This is a genomic window from Streptosporangium nondiastaticum, from assembly GCF_003011965.1.
In the GTDB taxonomy this organism is placed as follows: domain Bacteria; phylum Actinomycetota; class Actinomycetes; order Streptomycetales; family Streptomycetaceae; genus Streptomyces; species Streptomyces nondiastaticus.
Map to the genome: position 1 here is coordinate 109,618 of NZ_PXWG01000003.1, position 17,741 is coordinate 127,358.

The following is a 17,741-nucleotide window of genomic DNA, read 5'->3' on the forward strand; positions in this document are numbered from 1 at the left end:
CGGTAATCGGCCTAGTGTCGAGAGCAGGCGCATCCCCGTACGAAGGCAGGACACCACCATGACCCCCAGCCCGCCGTTCGCGCACTTCGGCCCCGACGTGCTGCAGACCGCCCTGGGCGCGCTCCCGGCGCGCGCCGTCGAGGAGTTCACGGGTTCGTGGGACGACCTGCCGGCGGACGCCCACCTCGGCACCGACACGCCGTACCGCTTCCGCCGCTACGGCCGCTTCCGGATCCACCCGGACCGGCTGGAGCGGCTGCCGCACACGGCGTTCTTCCAGGAGAAGTCGGTCAACAGCGTGCACGGCGGCGTGGAGCGGCTGTTCGCACCGCTCGCCGCGGCCGTCGCCGGCGGCGCGGTCCTGCGGACGGTCGTGCACACCCTCCGCCGCCACCTCCCCGGCCCCCGGGCCGGCATGGACACCTGCGGCGTGCACCAGATACGCGTCACGGCCACGCCCCGCGCCGAGGGCCACCCGGCGCCGGAGGGCATCCACCGGGACGGGCACTGCTACGTGGCCCAGGTGCTGATCCGGCGCGAGGACGTCAGCGGCGCGGAGTCCTGTCTGTACGACCTGCGCCGCCGCCCGGTCCACCGGGCGCTGCTCACGGCCCCGCTGGAGACGATCGTCCTCGACGACCGCCGGCTGCTGCACGGCGTCTCGCCGGTGCGGCCGGCGCCGGGAGCCGTGTCCGGCGTGCGGGACATGATGCTGGTCGACTTCTTCGCCGGTGCGGACCAGGTGCTCCGCAGGTGAGGCGGGAGCGCGCCGCTCCGGGCGTCCCGCCCCCTGCGCGTTACGATCCGTGAACAGGCAGTCCCTCCCGGCCGAACAGGCGGTCCTTCCCGGCCGGTCGGCCCCCGGACCGACCGATCCTGGAGCTCCCATGGCGCTGCTGCTGACCCGGCCGGGCTCCGGCCCGGGCACCGTTCTCCGCCGGAGGGGGCGGGCGGGGTGAGCCTGCGGTTCGACGCGGACAGCGTCGTCCTCGACATCGAGGGCACGACGAGCGCCACGGAGTTCGTCGTGGACGTCCTCTACCCGTACTCGCGCCGCCGGTTCGGGTCCCTGCTGACCGAGCGGGCCGGCGAGCCCGCCGTCCGGCGCGCGACCGAGCAGGTCCGCGCGCTCGTCGGGGAGCCGGCCGCGGACGCCCCGCGCATCGAGCAGGTCCTCAACGCCTGGCTGGACGAGGACCGCAAGGCCGCGCCGCTGAAGGCGCTGCAGGGCATCGTGTGGTCGGAGGGGTTCGCCCGCGGCGAGCTGGTCGCGCACTTCTACGAGGACGTGGTGCCCGCGCTGCGGCGGTGGCACGCGCGCGGGGTGCGGCTGCACGTGTACTCATCCGGTTCGGTGGCGGCGCAGCGCGCGTGGTTCGGGCACAGCGCGCAGGGCGACCTGCTGCCGCTGGTCGAGGGGTTGTACGACACGGAGAACGCCGGTCCGAAGCAGTCGCCGGGCTCGTACGAGGCGATCAGCCGGGCCATCGGCGTGCCGCCGTGCCGCACGCTGTTCCTGTCGGACCGGCCCGCGGAGCTGGACGCGGCGCGGGCGGCGGGCTGGCTGACGGCCGGGGTGCGGCGCCCGGGCGAGCCGTACTACGCGCAGGGCACGGGCGGCCATCCGGAGGCCGGGTCGTTCGCGGGCATCGAGGTCGCACGGACGGGAAACGGGCCGTGACCACCGGTGCCGGCGGGGACGTCCCGGCCCTGGCGGAGGCGGCCGCGGTGCTGGCCGCGGAGGCGGCGCGCTTCGCGTCGTTCGGCTGGATGCGCGGCACGTCGGGGAACCTGTCGGTGGTCACCGGCCGGGATCCGCTGCGGCTCGCGGTCACCGCGAGCGGCATCGACAAGGGCGAGCTCACGGCGGCGGACGTGGTGCTGGTCGACGGCGACGGCACGGCCGTTCGGGGCGGGAGGCCGTCGGCGGAGGCGGCGCTGCACGCGCGGGTGGTGCGGCTGACGGGTGCGGGCGCGGTCGTTCACGTGCACACGGTCGCGTCGGTGGCGATGGCCCGGCGCCGGCCGGCGGGCGTCGTCCTGCGGGGCCTGGAGATGCTGAAGGGCCTCGGGCTGCCGGCCGACGGCCCGGCCGTGGTCCTGCCGGTGATCGCCAACAGCCAGGACATGCGGGTGCTGGGCGACCGGCTCGCGGCCGCCCGCGAACCGGACGTGCCGGCGGTGGTCGTGGCGGGGCACGGCCTGTACGTGTGGGGCGCGGATCCGCGCGAGGCGCGGCACCGGACCGAGGTCGTGGAGTGGCTGCTGGAGCTGGCGCTCCTGGAGCCCCCGGACCCGGACGGCGGCCGCTGACCCCGCGCGGGCGAGCGCCCTACGCGGGCGGGCGCTGCGCGAGGCGGGGCAGGTGGAGGCCGAAGTGCAGGGCCCCCATCCGCACCGCGAACACGAGGGAAGCCGCGACGGCGGCGGCGGTCGTCGGGCCTGTGCCGAGGCGGTCCAGGGCCAGGTAGCAGACCGCGCCGAGCAGTGCCGCGGTGGCGTAGACCTCCTCGCGCAGCAGCAGCGGGGGGAACTCTCCGCACAGCACGTCGCGGATCACCTCGCCGGTCACGCCCGTGAGCACGGCCAGGATGACGGCGGCGAAGGGGGTGACGCCGGCGTCGATCGCCGCCCGTGCGCCGATCACGGTGACGACGGCGAGGCCGACGGCGTCGACGGCCATCAGGGAGCGGTGCGGCAGTTCGCGGTACCGCAGGAAGACCATGGTCACCACGGCCGTGACCGCGATGACCGTGAGCAGGAGCAGGTCGTGGGTCCAGTAGAGGGGGTGGCGGCCGAGGATCAGGTCGCGCAGGGTGCCGCCGGAGACGGCGGCGGCGAAGGCGAGGACCAGCCCGCCGAAGGGGTCGAGCCGGGCGCGGTGGGCGGCCAGCACGCCGCTGGCCGCGAAGGCGGCGATCCCGGTCAGGTAGAGCACGTGGAGCATCGCTCCAGCCAAGCACCCGCGGCTCCCCCGCCGCCTCGGCCGATCGGCCGGAGCCGCCTCGGCCGAAGGGACGAGCCCCCGGCCGCCGCGCGGCTGCCGTCACTCGGCGGTGCGGGCGACGACGTCCTCGATCCGGGGCGAGCGGTTGACGTGTGACACGCCGATCTCGCTGTAGCGGCCGGTGTCGTTGCTCCAGTCCAGGTTGCCGCGCATGCAGGCGCGGTTGGTGTCGAGGAAGAGGCGGGTGTTCTCGCGCTGTTCGGGGGTGAGGCCGAAGACGTCGCAGAGCCGGTCGGCCTCGGCCTCCAGTTGCAGGAAGCGGGCGGTGCGGCGGCGGACCATGCGCTGGACGTGGGCGATGGCCTCCGCGCGCGAGCACCCGTGCTCCAGGCCGAGCAGCAGCACGGCGTTGTTGAGCTCTCCGTTGGCCAGGTCCTTCTCCAGGGAGTGCAGGTCGTTGGTGAGGGTGACGACCTCGGCCGTGATGGCGCGGGCCTCCAGGACGGCCATGCTCTGGTGGATCTCGGGGGGCGCCTCGAAGTGGCCGCAGCGCTCGGAGACGTCGACGACGACCTCGCTGCCGATGCCGAGGCGGCGCAGCTTCATGTACGAGTCCATGCTGAGGATCGTCCCGCTGCGGCGGTTGACGGCCTCGGACACGTAGGTGAGGAAGTACTCCTCCCAGTGCCGTACGGAACGGGCGCGCCAGGCGGCGGACATGCCCAGCTGGGACTGCTGCCACAGCTCGGTCCACACCCGGGCGAGCGGGAAGGACGGGGTGACGTCCGTGGCGCCCGGCTCCTGCCGGGCGAGGGCCGCCATCTCGTGGCAGATCTCGTAGGTGGCGGCGGGGTCCTCGCCCAGGCCGCTGTCGAAGAGGTCGTCGAAAAAGAAGAAGAAGCTCTGTACGGCCAGTCCGAAGGTCAGCTCGTTGACGCTCGCTCCGGGCAGGAAGCCGGCGGCGAGCCGTTCGATCCGCCAGGTCCGGTACCGCTCGACGTTGTGCGGGCTGCTGAGCAGACCGGTGGATACCAGCCAGTGTTCGTTGCGTGCCCGCGCCACCTCCACGTAGGGGTTCAGCCGCTTGGGGAAAGGAATGTCCAGGGCGATGTCCTGTGGCATCGAGGCCAGCCTCCTTCAGGGCCGTGCTGAGCCGATCTCGATCCTTCCGCGGTGCCTGCCCCTGCCTGCACGCAGCGCTCGTTCCACCTCTGCGTTCCCGGCCCGGGCATGGCAGAGTGCTGCCCTGTTGGCACAGACATTAAAACGACAACCATATCTTCCGTGGTTGCATTGGGGCCGTCGGGCGCATTCACCTCCCACTGCATAGGCCACGGGCCTTAGTCCGCACGCCAGGCGCCCCGCGAGCCCTGGGCCGGGCTTCGCGGGGCGCGAGGGTGAGAGGGTGCCGCAGCGGCTTCGCGGGTGGCCGGAAAGCGGCGCCGTCACCCGGGGTGGTCACTGCGGGGCGCTCGTCCCTGCCGTCACTTGAGGGCGCTGCGCTTCTGCCACTGCTCCCACGTCTCCTGCCAGACCTCCAGGCCGTTGCCGGGGTCGGTGACCTTGGTGCTGGTGGTGTTCTTGACCTCGACGGTGGAGCCGATGGGCAGGAAGTCGTAGGCCCGCTTCGCGTCGGAAGTGGTCATGCCGAAGCAGCCGTGGCTGTTGTTCTCCACACCGATGGAGTTGTTCCACGGCGCGGAGTGCAGGAAGGTGCCGGAGGCGGTGAGGTGCGTGACCCACTTCGCGTCCAGCATCCACTCGTTGCCGTGGCCGATGGTGGAGGAGTCCATGACCTCGTCGGCGTTCTTGCTGCGGACGGTATGGATGCCGCCGCGGGTCGGGTCCACCGGGGAGCCGGCGGAGCCCTTGATGGTGCCGACGGCCTTGCCGTCCTCGAACATGGTGAGGGTGTGCGAGGGGACGTCGATGACGGCCTTGTGGTCGGCGCCTATGGTGAAGCCGAAGTCGTAGTTGCGCGCGAACACGCCGCCCTCGCCGGAGTCGACGCCGGCCAGCAGGCCCTTGACGGAGACCTTGGTGCCGCTGGGCCAGTACGTCTTGGGCCGCCAGTCGATGCGGTCCTGGCCGGACCAGTCCTTCACCCAGCCCCAGGCGCCCTCCACCTTCGGCTCGGAGGTGACGGTCAGGGACTTCTCGATCTCGGCGCGCTTGCTCTTGTCCACGGCGTGGTCGAAGAGGATCGAGACGGGCATGCCCGTGCCCACGGTCTGCCCGTTGGAGGGGGTGTTGGCGAGCTTGTTGACACTCGCCGCCGCCTGCGTGGTGAAGGTCGCGCTCGCGGACGCCTCCTTGCCCTTGCCCTCCTTGCCGCCCTTGGCCTTGGAGCGCACGGTGTAGGTGGTCTCCGGGCCGGCCTTGCCGTCGGAGGTCCAGGTGGCGCCGTCCTCGGCCATCCGGCCCGGAACCTCGTTGCCCTTGGCGTCCTTGACCTCGACGTCCGTCAGCCGGCCGCCCTCGGCGCGGACGGATATCGGGGAGCCGAACTTCACGTCCTTGCCGTCCCCCGGAGTGACGGTGATCTTCGGCTCGGCTCCCGCGTCGGTACTGGCCGCGCCCGACCCTCCCGAACAGGCGCTGAGCACCAGCGAGCCCACGAGAGCGGCGGATGCCCACAGGGCGGAGCGACGACCCGGTCCGAGGTGCACGGTGAGACGACCTTTCTGGCTATCTGTACGTTTCTTCCTACGCTCGTACAGATGATCCACACGCTCGTACGGTTGCAGCGAGAAAAGAAACGTTTGTGCATCGGAGCGCACCGGAACGCCCGGGCGCCCTCGCCGTCCTCACGGACAACGGCGGCCCCGGGCGCGGCGGATCGGGCGCGAAGGATCGGTGCGGAGGATCAGACCGACGGATCGTCACCGACGCTGACGGCCTTGTTCTCGCCGTCGACGAAGACGACGCGCGGCTTGAGGGCGCGGGCCTCGTCGTCCGTGACCGACGCGTAGGCGATGATGATCACGATGTCGCCGGGAGCCACGAGGCGGGCCGCGGCGCCGTTGATGCAGACCACGCCCGAACCGCGCTCGCCCTCGATGACATAGGTCTCCAGGCGGGAGCCGTTGTTGACGTCGACGATGTGGACCTGCTCGCCGGGCAGCAGGTCGGCCTGCTCCATCAGCACGGGGTCGAGGGTCAGCGAGCCGATGTAGTTGAGGTCGGCCCCGGTGACGGTCGCGCGATGGATCTTGGACTTGAGCATGGTGCGGAACATGAGGAACTCCTGAGGTGTCGGCTCCCTGCCTGCTCCTGCAGGTCAAGGGCTGTCTCCGCACCTTACAACGGGGCCCGCGCGCGGCCGGGTCGCCGGTCGCGCCGCCGTTCGTCTTCATGACGGACGTCACGGCGGAGCAGGCCCTGGTGACGAGCGGCACCACCGGCGCCGACGGCCCGGCGCCGGCGCCTAGTCCTCCTCCCGCTCCCCCACCACCGCGAGCGTCTCGGTGAGCCACTCGGTCCAGAAGGTCTCCAGGCCGATGCCGCCGCGCAGCACCGCGTGGCGCAGCCGGTCCTCCTCGCTGTCGCGCTCCGGCGGGAAGTCGCGCTCCTCGATCGCCCGGTATTCGGCCAGCTGGCGCCGGTGCAGCTCCAGGTGGCGCCGCAGCTCCTCCGCCAGCCCGGCCGTGCCCACGACGGCCGCGGCGCGCATGCGCAGCAGCAGGGGTTCGCGGACGGGCCGGGGGTCGCCGGCCTCGGCGACCCACGCGGTGAGCGCGGCCCGGCCGGCGGGCAGGACCTCGTACTCCTTCTTCTGCCCGCGCGCCGGGGCGGCGGCGGGCAGGGCGCGGATGAGGCCGGCCTGTTCGAGCTTGCCCAGTTCCCGGTAGATCTGCTGGTGCGTGGCGGACCAGAAGTAGCCGATCGACTTGTCGAAGCGGCGGGCGAGCTCCAGCCCGGAGGAGGGCTTCTCTAGGAGCGCGGTGAGGATCGCGTGCGGGAGGGACATGCCCGCATCCTACGAAGCGGGTGCGGGCGCGGTCCCCGGCTCAGATCTCCGCGGCGAGCTCCGTTCCCTGGCGTACGGCCCGCTTGGCGTCGAGTTCGGCGGCGACGTCGGCGCCGCCGATGACGTGGACGCTGTGCCCGGCCGCGCGCAGCTCGTCGTACAGCTCGCGGCGCGGCTCCTGGCCGGTGCAGAGGACGACCGTGTCGACGGGCAGGACGGTGGACGTGCCGTCGACGGTGACGTGCAGGCCTTCGTCGTCGATGCGGTCGTAGGCGACGCCGGCGGTCATGGTGACGCCGCGGTGCTTGAGCTCGGTGCGGTGGATCCAGCCGGTGGTCTTGCCGAGCCCGGCGCCGACCTTGGTGGCCTTGCGCTGGAGGAGGTGCACGGTGCGGGGCGGCGCGGGCCGGTCGGCCTCCCCGAGGCCGCCGGGCGCGCGGTAGCCGGTGTCGACGCCCCAGCGGCGGAAGTAGGTCTCCGGGTCGAGGCTCGCGCCGTCGCCGCTGTCGGTGAGGTAGGCGGCGACGTCGAAGCCGATGCCGCCGGCGCCGACGACGGCCACGCGCTCGCCGGCCTCGGCGCCGTCGCGCAGGACGTCGAGGTAGCCGAGCACGCTGGGGTGGCCGGTGCCGGGGATGTCGGGGGTGCGGGGGGTGACGCCGGTGGCGAGGACGATCTCGTCGTACGCGGCGGCGGTGAGGTCCGCGGTGGTGACGGGGGTGGACAGGCGGACGTCGACGCCGTGGCGGGAGAGCTGCGTGCGGTAGTAGCGCAGGGTCTCCTCGAACTCCTCCTTGCCCGGGATCCGTTTGGCGACGTTGAGCTGTCCGCCGATCTCGGGGGCCGCGTCGTAGAGCGTGACGGTGTGGCCGCGCTCGGCGGCGGACACCGCGAAGGCGAGGCCCGCGGGGCCCGCGCCGACGACGCCGATGCGCTTGCGGCGGCGGGTGGGGGCGAGGACGAGCTCGGTCTCGTGGCAGGCGCGCGGGTTAACCAGGCAGGACGTGATCCTGCCGCTGAAGGTGTGGTCGAGGCAGGCCTGGTTGCAGCCGATGCAGGTGTTGATCTCGTCCGCCCGGCCGGCGCCCGCCTTGGCGACGAAGTCGGGGTCGGCGAGGAAGGGCCGAGCCAGGGACACCAGGTCGGCGTGGCCCTCGGCGAGGAGCCGCTCGGCGAGTTCGGGGGTGTTGATGCGGTTGGTGGTGACCAAGGGGATGGAGACGGAGCCCATGAGCTTCTTCGTCACCCAGGCGTACGCGCCGCGCGGCACGGACGTGGCGATGGTCGGGATCCGGGCCTCGTGCCAGCCGATGCCGGTGTTGATGATCGTGGCGCCGGCGGCCTCGATCTCCTTGGCGAGGGTGATCACTTCGGCCAGGGAGGAGCCTCCGGGCACGAGGTCGAGCATCGAGAGCCGGTAGATCAGGATGAAGTCCGGGCCGAGGCGCTCGCGGGTGCGGCGGACGATCTCCAGGGGGAAGCGGATCCGGTTCTCGTACGGGCCGCCCCAGCGGTCGGTGCGCCGGTTGGTCGCGGCCGCGATGAACTCGTTGATCAGATAGCCCTCGGAGCCCATGATCTCGACGCCGTCGTACCCGGCGTCCCGGGCGAGCTCCGCGGTCCGCACGAAGTCCTCGATGGTCTCCTCGACCTCGTCGCCGGTGAGGGCGTGCGGGACGTACGGGCTGATGGGGGCCTGGATCGCGCTGGGGGCGACAAGCTCGGCGTGGTGGGCGTAGCGGCCGAAGTGGAGGATCTGCAGGGCGATCCGGCCGCCCTCGCGGTGGACGGCCGCGGTCACGGCCCGGTGCTCCTCGGCCTCGGCCGCGGTGGTCAGCTTGGCGCCGCCCGCCCAGGGGCGCCCGCGCTCGTTGGGCGCGATGCCGCCGGTGACGATCAGCCCGGCGCCGCCGCGGGCCCGGGCGGCGTAGAAGGCTGCCATCCGCGCAAAGCCGTGCTCGGCCTCCTCCAGCCCGACGTGCATCGATCCCATGATCACGCGGTTGGGGAGGGTGGTGAACCCGAGGTCGAGGGGGCTCATGAGGTGGGGATACGGGCTGGTGGCGGGGGTGGACGGGCTCATCCGGGGCCTTCCTTACGGTGTCGTCCCTCCTGTTCTAGAGCACCCTCCACCATTTTGCAACCAGTTGCATAAGGTCCTGCACCGTTCCGAGATCAACTACAACTTTGCCAACCCTTGGTGTTGTTGACCCAATCCATGCACGAGCCTCAAGATCACCCCCCGGAATCACAGGTTCCGCTGCATGGAACCCGTGGTTCCCTCACGTGAGTTGAGAGGCAGGAGATCACGTTGAACAAGCAGGCACTGCGCAACGGAGCCAGACTGGCGGCCCTTTCGGCGGCCGCCCTCGGGCTGATGGCCGCCATGGCCGCCCCGGCCGCCGCCGACGACCAGCCCACGCGCAAGCAGCTCATAGCCGACTGCTCGTCCGGCGAGGGGAAGTGCAGCTTCAACGACCCCGTGCTCGGCAAGGCGTTCCTCGGCGAGTTCCGCCAGGTGTCCAACTCGCTCTACAACTGCAGCAGCTCGGACGCCACGCAGTCGATGGGCTGGTCCGACTCGGTGGGGTCGTCGGACTCCGTCGGCGTCTCCGTCACGGCCGGCGGCAAGATCGCGGGCATCGTGGACGTCAGCGTCACCGCGAGCTACGGCCACACCTGGTCGAGCAACCATGAGGAGAACAGCTCGCTGAACATGACGGTGAAGCCGGGCGAGGTCGGCTGGATCTCCCGCGCCCAGGTGATGCAGACCGTCTCGGGCACGTGGCAGACCCACTACGACAGCCCGAAGTGGGGCCACTACTACTGGTACGTGCCGGACACCATCACGGGCCCGGCCCCCAACGGCACGGACGGCAAGAGCAACGCGGTGGTCGTCAAGTCCCGCAAGATGACCGCGGAGGAGAAGGCGTCCTGCTCCGCCGGCAGCAAGTCGGGCCGGGCGTTCGTCGTCAAGCGCTGACCCGTGACCCCGTACGGCGGCGGGAGCGTTCCGCCGCCGTACGGGGCGCCTCGGATCACCAGGTGACGGGCATCCCCGCGGGCATGATGGCCATGCGGTTGGGCACCCACGGAACCTCGTCCGCGGGCACCGCCAGGCGCAGGCCCGGCAGGTGGCCGAGCAGGGCCAGGAACGCCGTCTCGGACTGGCGGCGGACCAGGTGCGCGCCCGGGCAGTGATGCCGCCCGTAACCGAAGCGCAGGTGCGGGTTGGGCGAGCGGGTGATGTCGAAGGCCTCGGGGTCCTCGAAGGCCTCGGGGTCGAAGTTGACGGCGTCGAGGGAGAGCAGGATCAGGTCTCCTTCCTTGATCGCCGCCGTGCCGAGCTTGTCGTCCTGCGTGACGAAGCGCGGGATGGCGTTGCCCAGGACGACGCTGCAGCGCAGCAGCTCCTCGACGCACCGGGGCATGAGCTCGGGCCGGGCGCGCAGGGCGTCCATGAGCTCGGGGCGGCGGAGGAGGTTGAGGACCGCGACGCCCAGGAAGCTCGCGAAGTCCTCGTAGCTGGTGACCCAGAGCATGGCCGCGATGTTGGAGAACTGCTTCTCGTCGAGCGCCTGCTGCCGGCCGTCGAGCTCGTCGCGGTCGTTGAGGTCCGCGAGGCGGTCCAGGAGGCCGCGGGGCCCGGCCGGGCGGGCGGCGGTGTACTCCTGCATGTAGACGCGGAGCTCCTCCCAGTTGCGGGCGAGCTCCTCGTCGGTGGCCGTCTTCATGGTCAGGTCGAGGTCGGCGCGGGCCGCCAGCCAGTCGCGGTCCTCGAAGGGCAGGCCCAGCAGGCGGCACATGCACTGCGCGGCGACCCATTCGGCGAAGTGGTGCTGGAGGTCGCCGGGGGCGCCCTCGCGGACCATGGCGTCCAGGCCCTGGACGGTGATGTCCGTGACCCAGTCGGCGGGCAGGTCGGGCTGGTTGCGGCCGAGCGCCTTGAGGACCTCGTCGCGCAGCCCGGCGCGCTGCAGGTGGTTCATGGCGTCCAGCAGCTCGGGCGCGAGGATCGGGGCGTCCTGGGTCGGGCCGCCGGGGACACCCAGCACCGACCGGGCGAACTTGCGCTCCCGCAGCACCTGCTGGGCGAGCTCGTAGCCGGTGACCAGCCAGGCCTCGCCGCCCGCGTTCGTCCGGACCTTGGCCACGGGGCACCGGCTCTGCAGGTCGTGGAGTTCGGGGGCGAGCCGGTCACCCCGGTCGCTGAAGGGGTAGTGGGGCAGGGCCTGTTCGGGTGCGGACACGGTGCGCGGAACCTTTCGGGGAGCGGACGGGGCGGAAGCGGACGGGGCGGGGGTCGCCGGCGGATCGGCGGCGGTCACCAGCGGACCGGCAGCCGGGCCGGGGCGCGCAGCGGCGTGGACTCGTCCCAGGGCAGGGACTCCGCCGGCTCGGCGAGCTCCAGGTCCGGCAGCTTCTCCAGCAGCACCCGCAGGGCGACGGACAGCTGGAGCCGGGTGAGGTGGGCCCCGGTGCAGTAGTGGGGCCCGTAGCCGAAGGCGGTGTGCGCGTTGGGCGAGCGGGTCAGGTCGAGCCGGTCGGGGTCGGGGAAGGCGTCCGGGTCGCGGTTGGCGGAGGCGATCACCGGGAGGACCGCGTCGCCGGCGCGGATCCGCTGCCCGTGCAGCGTGAAGTCCTCCAGGGCGACGAGGACGTTGATGGCGTTCATCAGCGGGACGTGCCGCAGCAGTTCCTCCACCGCGGTGTCGATGCCCTCGGGTTCGTCGCGCAGCCGCCGCATCTGATCAGGGTGGGTGAGCAGCGCCAGCAGGGCGTTCGCGGTGTGCTGGATGTTGGTCTTGTAGCCCGCCATGAGCATGGTGACGACGAAGCTGACGACGTCGTCGCGGGTCAGGTCGCCGCCCTCGCGGCGGCTCTCGGCGAGGAGGAGGCTCACGTAGTCGCCTCCGTCTTCCGGCCCCTCCTTCTCCTTGCGGTCGATCAGGCCGGACGCGTAGTCCTGGAGGGCGTAGAGCGCCGCGAGGATCTCCTCCATCGGCAGGCCGGCGGCGCTGAGCAGGGTGAGGGTGTGCGGCAGGTAGAGGTCGCGGTCCTCGTGCGGCAGGCCGACGGTCTCGCACAGGACCCGCAGCGGCAGGGGCTCGGTGAAGGCCGCGACGAGGTCGCCCGTCCGGTCGCCGGAGCTGCGCACCATGGTGTCGATCAGCTCCTCCGCCATGGCCCGGATCCGCGGGGCCATGAACTCCAGCCGGCGGCGGGTGAAGAGCGGGGAGACGGCGCGGCGGACGCGGGTGTGGTGCTCGCCGGTCATCTCCAGGAAGGTGGGCAGGCACGGCGGCGGGGCGTCGGCGTCCTCGCGGGGCGGCCAGGCGGAGAGCAGGGGCCGGGTGAGCCGGGGGTCGGCGAAGGCGGCGCGCACGTCCTCGTGGCGACTGATGAGCCAGCCCGTCTCGCCGTTGGGCATGAGCGCCTTGACGACGGGCTGCTCGGTGCGCAGGCGCGCGTAGGCGCAGGGCGGGCCGGGGTCGGCGGGGTCGAAGGCGGGGACGGGCATGAGGGTGCCGTTCGCGTCCGGCGCGGGGCCCGCGGTGGTGCCCGTCTCGTCCATGGCTGTCATGTCACGCCTCCTCGGCGGCCGCGCGTGCGGGCCGGGCGATGTAGCCGGAGGTGAAGAAGTACTCCAGGTAGCGGTCGAGGAGGGCGGCGTCGACGGGCGGGCACTCCAGTCCGCTGCCGGCCAGCGCCTCCTCGGCGTTGCGCCGCCCCAAGGCGGGGAAGACGCCGTTGAGGTACATCTCCTTCACGGAGATGTCGGCCTTGTTGCTCCGGTCCACGCACAGGGAGACGAACGGGGCCGTGGGGCTGGTGGGGTTGCGGGCGACGTGCCGGACGAGTTCGCCGACCCACTGCCCGTACGGCAGCGTCCGCAGCTCGAAGCCGGCCGCCCGCATGCGGTCGAGGACGTCGGCCAGCGTGGCCGGGCGGGGGTTGGTGACGTGGTGGACCCGCCCCGTGGCCGGGCGCCGCGTGGCGATGTGGACCACGGCCTCGGCGAGGTGGTCGACGGGCACGAAGTCCATCGGGAGGTCGATGTCGGGCGCGAGGCCCGTCTCGGCGATGGTCTTGAACAGCGAGCAGATGGCCGTCTCGGTGTTGCAGGCGCCGTGTTCCCGGTCGCCGGTGACCTCGTACGGCCGGTACACGGCCGTCGGCAGGCCCTGTTCCGCCGCGCTGCGCAGCACTCCTTCGGCCACCCACTTGCTCTCCGCGTAGCCCATGGTGAGCCCGTCGGCGTGGTCGAGCGGCAGGTCCTCGTCGACCGTGCGCACGCCGGCCGTGCCGAAGCCGGCGACGACGGCGACGGTCGACAGGAAGTGGACGGGGACGCGGCGGGGGCCGGCGAGCCGGACGATCTCGCGGGTGCCGTCGACGTTGGCGGGGCGCAGGGCCTCGTACGGGTAGAGGAAGTTGACGCGCGCGGCGTTGTGGATGATCAGGTCCAGGGAGCGCGACAGCTCGGCGGCGTGTCCGGGCGCCAGCCCGAGGCCGGGGGCGGCCAGGTCGGCGGGGAAGCACCGTACGCGCTGCCAGGCCGCGGCGTCGGGGCGGAGGCCGTAGCGCAGGAGGCCGGCCTTCACGCGCCGCTCGGCGTGCGCGGGGCTCGACGCCCGGACGGGGCAGTGGACGAGGGCGGTGGTGGCGCGCAGCAGCCGGTCGAGGAGGAAGGCGCCGACGAAGCCGGTGGCGCCGGTGAGCAGCACGTGCTCGGGCCGGCCGGGGCGGGGTGCGGGGCCTTCGGCGGGCGGGAGGACGAAGCCGAGCTCGGTCTCGCGGCGGAAGTCGACGGCGTCGGACGAGGCCGGGTTCCGGGCCCCGTCGCGCGCCTCGCGCACGGCTTCGGCGAACCCCGTCAGCGTGGGCGCCTTGAGCAGGGCCCGGACCAGGGTGGAGCCGAGTCCCGCGTCGAGCTGGAGGACGGCGAGGGTGCGGGTGACGGCCTCGGCGGCCAGGAGGGAGTCGCCGCCGAGGGCGAAGAAGTCGTCCTCGGGGGCGGGGCGGACGCGCAGCACGAGCTGCCACACCTCGGCGAGCGCGTCGAGCAGGCCGGCGACGCCGGGGTCGGTGGGCCGCTTGATGCCGTCAGGGGTTCCGGTGGCCGCGGGGGACGCGTCCGCCGCCAGCCGGCTGCGGTCGATCTTGCCGCCGCTGGTCACGGGGAAGGACTCCCTGGGCACGAGCGCGGGGACGGCCTGGGCGGGCAGCCACTGCGCGCAGTACGCGCGTAACGCGGGGAGCGGCAGGGCCCGGCCGGGCTCCGCCGGGGTCACGTAGGCGGTCAGGGTGCCCGCCTCGATCTCGACGGCGGCCTCGCCGACCTCGGGGTGGGTGCGCAGCCGGGCCTCGACCTCGTCGAGTTCGATGCGGTGGCCGCGCAGCTTCACCTGGCGGTCCAGCCGGCCGCGGTACTCCAGGGTGCCGTCGGCGGTCCACGCGGCCCGGTCGCCCGTGCGGTAGAGCAGGCCGTGGGGCTCGGCGGCGGGCACGCGGACGAACCGTGCGGCGGTCAGCTCCGGGTCCCCCGGGTAGCCGAGGGCCAGGCCGTCCCCGCCGACGTACAGCTCGCCCTCCTCGCCCGGCGCCGCGGCGGAGCCGTCGGGGCGCAGGACGTGGCAGGTGGAGGCGCCGAAGGGGCGGCCTATGGGGACGCTGGTCGCGTCGGCGGGCAGGCTGCGGAGGACGTGGGCCGTGGAGACCACGGAGTTCTCGGTGGGGCCGTAGAAGTTGACGACCGTGGTGTCGGGGCAGGCCTCCAGGACGGCGCGGGCGAGCGCGGGGTCCATGGCCTCGCCGCCGGCCGAGACGAAGCGGAGCCGCTTGAGGGCGGTGGGCCTGTTCCGCGCGACGAGGTGGAAGACGCTGGTGGTCAGGTAGGCCACGGTGACGCCGTGGGCGTGGAAGACCTCCTCCAGCGCCGCGGGGGACAGCAGTTCCTCTCGGTCGGCGAGGACGAGGCAGGCGCCGGTGAGGAGCGCGCCCCAGATCTCGATGGTGGAGGCGTCGGAGGAGAGCCCGTAGGCGTGCAGGACGCCGTCGCCGGGGGCGGGCGGCGGCAGTTCGGGCTCGGAGAGGACCAGGCGGACCACGCCGCGGTGCGGTATCGCCACGGGCTTGGGCCGGCCGGTGGAGCCGGAGGTGAACATGACGTAGGCACAGTCGGTCGCGGTGGCGGTCGTGGTGCCGGTCGTGGCGACGGGGGCTGCGGCGGGGGCGCTCGTGGAGGCGGTTTCCGTGCCTACGGAGTCGGGAGCGCTCGTGAAGGCTGCTTCCGCACCCACGGCGTCGGGAGCACTCATGGAGGCCGTCTCCGCGCCCACGGCGTCGACCTCGATCCGGTTCAGCAGCCCGCGTATGCGGCGCCCGCTGCCGGGGAGGACGGCGGCGGCCCGCAGTCCGGCGTCCTCGGCCATGGCCCGCAGCCGGGCCGGCGGGAGCTCCTCGTCGAGCGGCACGTAGGCGCAGCCGGCCTTGAGGATGCCGAGGAAGGCGACGAGCGCCTCCAGGGAGCGGCTGCCGCAGACGCCCACCGGCGAGCCGGGCTCGATGCCGTGTGCGAGCAGGCGGGCGGCGAAGGCGTCGGACCGGGCGGCGAGCTGACCGTAGGTCAGGGTGCGGTCGTGGTGCCGGGCGGCAAGGTCGTGCGGCCGCTGTGCCGCCTGTGCCGTGAACAGTTCGGCCAGGCCGCGCTCCCGGGGGTAGCCGTGCGGGGTAAGGGGAGCGTGGTGCGCCGGGACGTGCAGGTCTGCCATGAGTACGGGCTCGCTTCCGGTAAGGGTTCGGGGGCTGCGGTCGTGCGGGGCGGCACGGCTCTCACCCGTCCCGGTCGATCCGGTCGGCCTCGGAGAACTCGGCGGCGAAGGCGGCGAAGTTGGCGGTGCGCCAGCGCTGCGGGCGCATCCGGAAGGTGATGTCGTCGGCGAGCTGGCCGTCGGTGGACTTCAGGTAGGCGCGGGCCTCTTCGGGGTCGAGGTAGCGGTGGGCGATGGCGTCGCGCTCGCCCGGGTCCACGGGGTCGTTGACCTCTGTGACCGGGCCCTCCACGCTCACGTAGCGGTAGGGCGGGTTCTCGTCCTGGACGCAGAGGCTGAACCGCCCCGCCGCGCGCAGCAGCCGCGCCTTGACGGTCTCCCGGCCGGTCTGCACGACGACGTCGCCGCCGGGCTCGTAGCGATACCAGACGGGCACGAGCAGCGGGGCGCGGTCGTCGCCGTCACCGTCGGCGACGCCGAGCACGCCGACGTGGAGGTCGGCAAGGAAACGTTCGCGTTCTTCTCCGGGCATCGCAGGCACCATGAAGGACTCCCAGTGTCGGTGGATCAAGGCCGGATGTCTGAGCCGGTGATCAGAAAATGTCACCCATTTGGCAGGTTTTACACGCTATATGCGATTAAAGAAGGCATAGCCAACCCGTCGACGTGACGGACGCGGCAGATGTGACCAGAGGTCCGCACGTCGGCCTGTAATCGAACAGACCTCCCCACGAACCGCCGGACGGCCACACAGGAACGCACACCTCCGCAGCCCGTCTACGCGCGGATACCTGTATCTCACCCACAACAGGGCGCACGGCAGGCCGCAAACCGGCCATGAACGAAATCGAGCCGGAGGGAACCCGTTCGCAACCGAAAAAACCTATATATCCTGATTGCCCGGATAAGATACGCATCATGGTCAAGCCCGGACAGCCGCGACCCCGTCGCCCCCAGGGCCGGTGGTCCCCAGTTCAGCTGTCACCGGTGATCCTGACCGTGGTCATCGCCAGCCTGGCGTACGCCACTCCCCCGGACATGGCCTTCAGCCGCATCCTGCCCGCGGCCCCCGCCCTCGCCGCCGCCATGTGGCCCGTGCTCCCCACGGTGCTGCTGGGAACTGTCTGCTTTCTGCTCATGATCGGCCTCAGCCTCGTGTTCCCGGGCCTGGGAGCGTGGTACACGGTGGCCGGCATCGTGGCGGTCACCGTGGCCGCCGCGTACGGAAGCCACGTCCGCCTCCAGCGCGAGCAGTCCCTCTTCCAGGTCAGGCTGGTCGCCGACGCGGCGCAGCAGGTCGTCCTGAGCCCGATGCCGCGCCGCTTCGGCGCCATCGAGATCGAGTCGCTGTACCTGGCGGCCGCGGCGGAGGCCCGCATCGGCGGCGACTTCTACGAGGTGGCCGACACGCCGCACGGGGTCCGGCTGCTCATCGGCGACGTACGCGGCAAGGGCCTGCCCGCCGTGGGCACGGCCGCGGCGGTGGTCAACTCCTTCCGCGAGGCGGCCTACGACGAACCCGACCTGGCCGGCATCGCCCGCCGCCTGGAGGCCAGCAGCACCCGCTACAACGCCGCGTTCCCCCCGGACGACCTGGCGGAACGCTTCTCCACCGCGGTCCTCGTCGAGATCCCGCACGAGGACGGCAGCAGCATCAGGATCCTCAACTGCGGGCACCCCCCACCGCTCCTCCTCAACCGCGAGGGCCTCCGCGTCCTGAGCCCCACCGACCCCGCCCCGCTGCTCAACCTCGCGGGGCTGATCGGCGATTGCTACAGCACCGACACCTTCGCCTTCGCCCCCGAGGACCAGCTGCTCCTCTACACCGACGGCGTCACCGAGGCCCGCGACCGCAACGGCGACTTCTTCCCCCTGACGGACTGGATGCGCAACCAGACCCCGGAACGCCCCCGCGAACTCCTCGACGGCCTCCACCGCGACCTGCTCACCCACAGCGGCGGAGGCCTCGACGACGACATCGCGGCACTGGCGGTGCGCTTCCGCAGAGACCCACCCAGCGGATAACCGTCCCTCTGACCTGCGCAGGAAA

General features: G+C 72.6%; 15 protein-coding genes. 5 read left to right on the forward strand and 10 right to left on the reverse strand.

Translation table 11 applies throughout. The features are described 5' to 3' along the window. Positions 1-58 precede the first annotated feature (58 nt). The 3 genes from B7P34_RS03035 (at position 59) to mtnB (ending at position 2,313) form a co-directional block, all read left to right on the forward strand. The gene (locus B7P34_RS03035) at positions 59-757 is read left to right on the forward strand and encodes a 2OG-Fe dioxygenase family protein (protein WP_106674183.1); all 699 of its coding nucleotides are present in this window, start codon (positions 59-61) and stop codon (positions 755-757) included. A 198-nt stretch (positions 758-955) separates the two neighbouring features. Continuing rightward, a complete protein-coding gene (gene mtnC / locus B7P34_RS03040) occupies positions 956-1,681 on the forward strand; it encodes an acireductone synthase (RefSeq protein ID WP_106674184.1) in 726 nt (241 codons plus the stop codon). Beyond that, on the forward strand, positions 1,678-2,313 hold the full coding sequence (mtnB, locus tag B7P34_RS03045; RefSeq protein ID WP_106674185.1) for a methylthioribulose 1-phosphate dehydratase: 636 nt from the start codon (positions 1,678-1,680) through the stop codon (positions 2,311-2,313). Before mtnC ends, mtnB begins: the two co-directional genes overlap by 4 nt. Before the next feature lie 19 nt (positions 2,314-2,332). On the opposite strand, the gene B7P34_RS03050 is transcribed toward mtnB, so the two are convergent. The 6 genes from B7P34_RS03050 to B7P34_RS03080 all read right to left on the reverse strand — a co-directional run bounded on the left by B7P34_RS03050 (position 2,333) and on the right by B7P34_RS03080 (position 9,000). Then, positions 2,333-2,959 carry a trimeric intracellular cation channel family protein gene (locus tag B7P34_RS03050; RefSeq protein ID WP_223267439.1) on the reverse strand — a complete coding sequence of 209 codons (627 nt, stop codon included), beginning with the start codon at positions 2,957-2,959 and terminating at the stop codon, positions 2,333-2,335. A gap of 87 nt (positions 2,960-3,046) precedes the next feature. Continuing rightward, complete coding sequence (locus B7P34_RS03055; protein ID WP_106674187.1) at positions 3,047-4,069, reverse strand: terpene synthase family protein; 1,023 nt, start codon at positions 4,067-4,069, stop codon at positions 3,047-3,049. 362 nt (positions 4,070-4,431) lie between these two features. Next, positions 4,432-5,616, reverse strand: coding sequence for a L,D-transpeptidase family protein (locus B7P34_RS03060; RefSeq protein ID WP_106674188.1), 1,185 nt, complete (start codon positions 5,614-5,616; stop codon positions 4,432-4,434). Between the two features lie 197 nt (positions 5,617-5,813). After that, a complete protein-coding gene (gene panD, locus B7P34_RS03065; RefSeq protein WP_106674189.1) occupies positions 5,814-6,185 on the reverse strand; it encodes an aspartate 1-decarboxylase in 372 nt (123 codons plus the stop codon). 189 nt (positions 6,186-6,374) lie between these two features. Next, positions 6,375-6,917, reverse strand: coding sequence for a PadR family transcriptional regulator (locus B7P34_RS03075; protein WP_106674191.1), 543 nt, complete (start codon positions 6,915-6,917; stop codon positions 6,375-6,377). Positions 6,918-6,957: 40 nt separating this feature from the next. Continuing rightward, complete coding sequence (locus B7P34_RS03080; RefSeq protein ID WP_106674192.1) at positions 6,958-9,000, reverse strand: NADPH-dependent 2,4-dienoyl-CoA reductase; 2,043 nt, start codon at positions 8,998-9,000, stop codon at positions 6,958-6,960. A 228-nt stretch (positions 9,001-9,228) separates the two neighbouring features. Here B7P34_RS03080 and B7P34_RS03085 point away from each other — a divergent pair, with 228 nt between their 5' ends. Further along, the gene (locus tag B7P34_RS03085) at positions 9,229-9,900 is read left to right on the forward strand and encodes a hypothetical protein (protein WP_223267440.1); all 672 of its coding nucleotides are present in this window, start codon (positions 9,229-9,231) and stop codon (positions 9,898-9,900) included. Between the two features lie 55 nt (positions 9,901-9,955). On the opposite strand, the gene B7P34_RS03090 is transcribed toward B7P34_RS03085, so the two are convergent. The 4 genes from B7P34_RS03090 to B7P34_RS03105 form a co-directional block, all read right to left on the reverse strand. Further along, complete coding sequence (locus B7P34_RS03090; protein ID WP_106674194.1) at positions 9,956-11,167, reverse strand: cytochrome P450; 1,212 nt, start codon at positions 11,165-11,167, stop codon at positions 9,956-9,958. Positions 11,168-11,241: 74 nt separating this feature from the next. After that, the gene (locus B7P34_RS03095) at positions 11,242-12,501 is read right to left on the reverse strand and encodes a cytochrome P450 family protein (protein WP_223267441.1); all 1,260 of its coding nucleotides are present in this window, start codon (positions 12,499-12,501) and stop codon (positions 11,242-11,244) included. A gap of 1 nt (position 12,502) precedes the next feature. Beyond that, complete coding sequence (locus B7P34_RS03100; RefSeq protein WP_106674195.1) at positions 12,503-15,691, reverse strand: amino acid adenylation domain-containing protein; 3,189 nt, start codon at positions 15,689-15,691, stop codon at positions 12,503-12,505. A 61-nt stretch (positions 15,692-15,752) separates the two neighbouring features. Further along, positions 15,753-16,223 (reverse strand): pyridoxamine 5'-phosphate oxidase family protein, encoded by a 471-nt coding sequence (locus B7P34_RS03105; protein ID WP_223267442.1) that lies wholly within the window; start codon positions 16,221-16,223, stop codon positions 15,753-15,755. 455 nt (positions 16,224-16,678) lie between these two features. On the opposite strand from B7P34_RS03105, the gene B7P34_RS03110 reads away from it, so the two are divergent. Further along, positions 16,679-17,716: a PP2C family protein-serine/threonine phosphatase gene (locus tag B7P34_RS03110; protein WP_223267443.1), complete on the forward strand. Its 1,038-nt coding sequence runs from the start codon at positions 16,679-16,681 to the stop codon at positions 17,714-17,716. Positions 17,717-17,741: the final 25 nt, after the last annotated feature.

Bases quoted from the DNA above. Each gene is read 5' to 3' on its own strand.
- B7P34_RS03035 (WP_106674183.1), top strand. From the start codon at position 59: ATGACCCCCAGCCCGCCGTTCGCGCACTTCGGCCCCGACGTGCTGCAG.
- B7P34_RS03055 (WP_106674187.1), bottom strand. From the start codon at position 4,069: ATGCCACAGGACATCGCCCTGGACATTCCTTTCCCCAAGCGGCTGAAC.
- panD (WP_106674189.1), bottom strand. From the start codon at position 6,185: ATGTTCCGCACCATGCTCAAGTCCAAGATCCATCGCGCGACCGTCACC.
- B7P34_RS03075 (WP_106674191.1), bottom strand. From the start codon at position 6,917: ATGTCCCTCCCGCACGCGATCCTCACCGCGCTCCTAGAGAAGCCCTCC.
- B7P34_RS03080 (WP_106674192.1), bottom strand. From the start codon at position 9,000: ATGAGCCCGTCCACCCCCGCCACCAGCCCGTATCCCCACCTCATGAGC.
- B7P34_RS03095 (WP_223267441.1), bottom strand. From the start codon at position 12,501: ATGACAGCCATGGACGAGACGGGCACCACCGCGGGCCCCGCGCCGGAC.
- B7P34_RS03100 (WP_106674195.1), bottom strand. From the start codon at position 15,691: ATGGCAGACCTGCACGTCCCGGCGCACCACGCTCCCCTTACCCCGCAC.
- B7P34_RS03105 (WP_223267442.1), bottom strand. From the start codon at position 16,223: ATGCCCGGAGAAGAACGCGAACGTTTCCTTGCCGACCTCCACGTCGGC.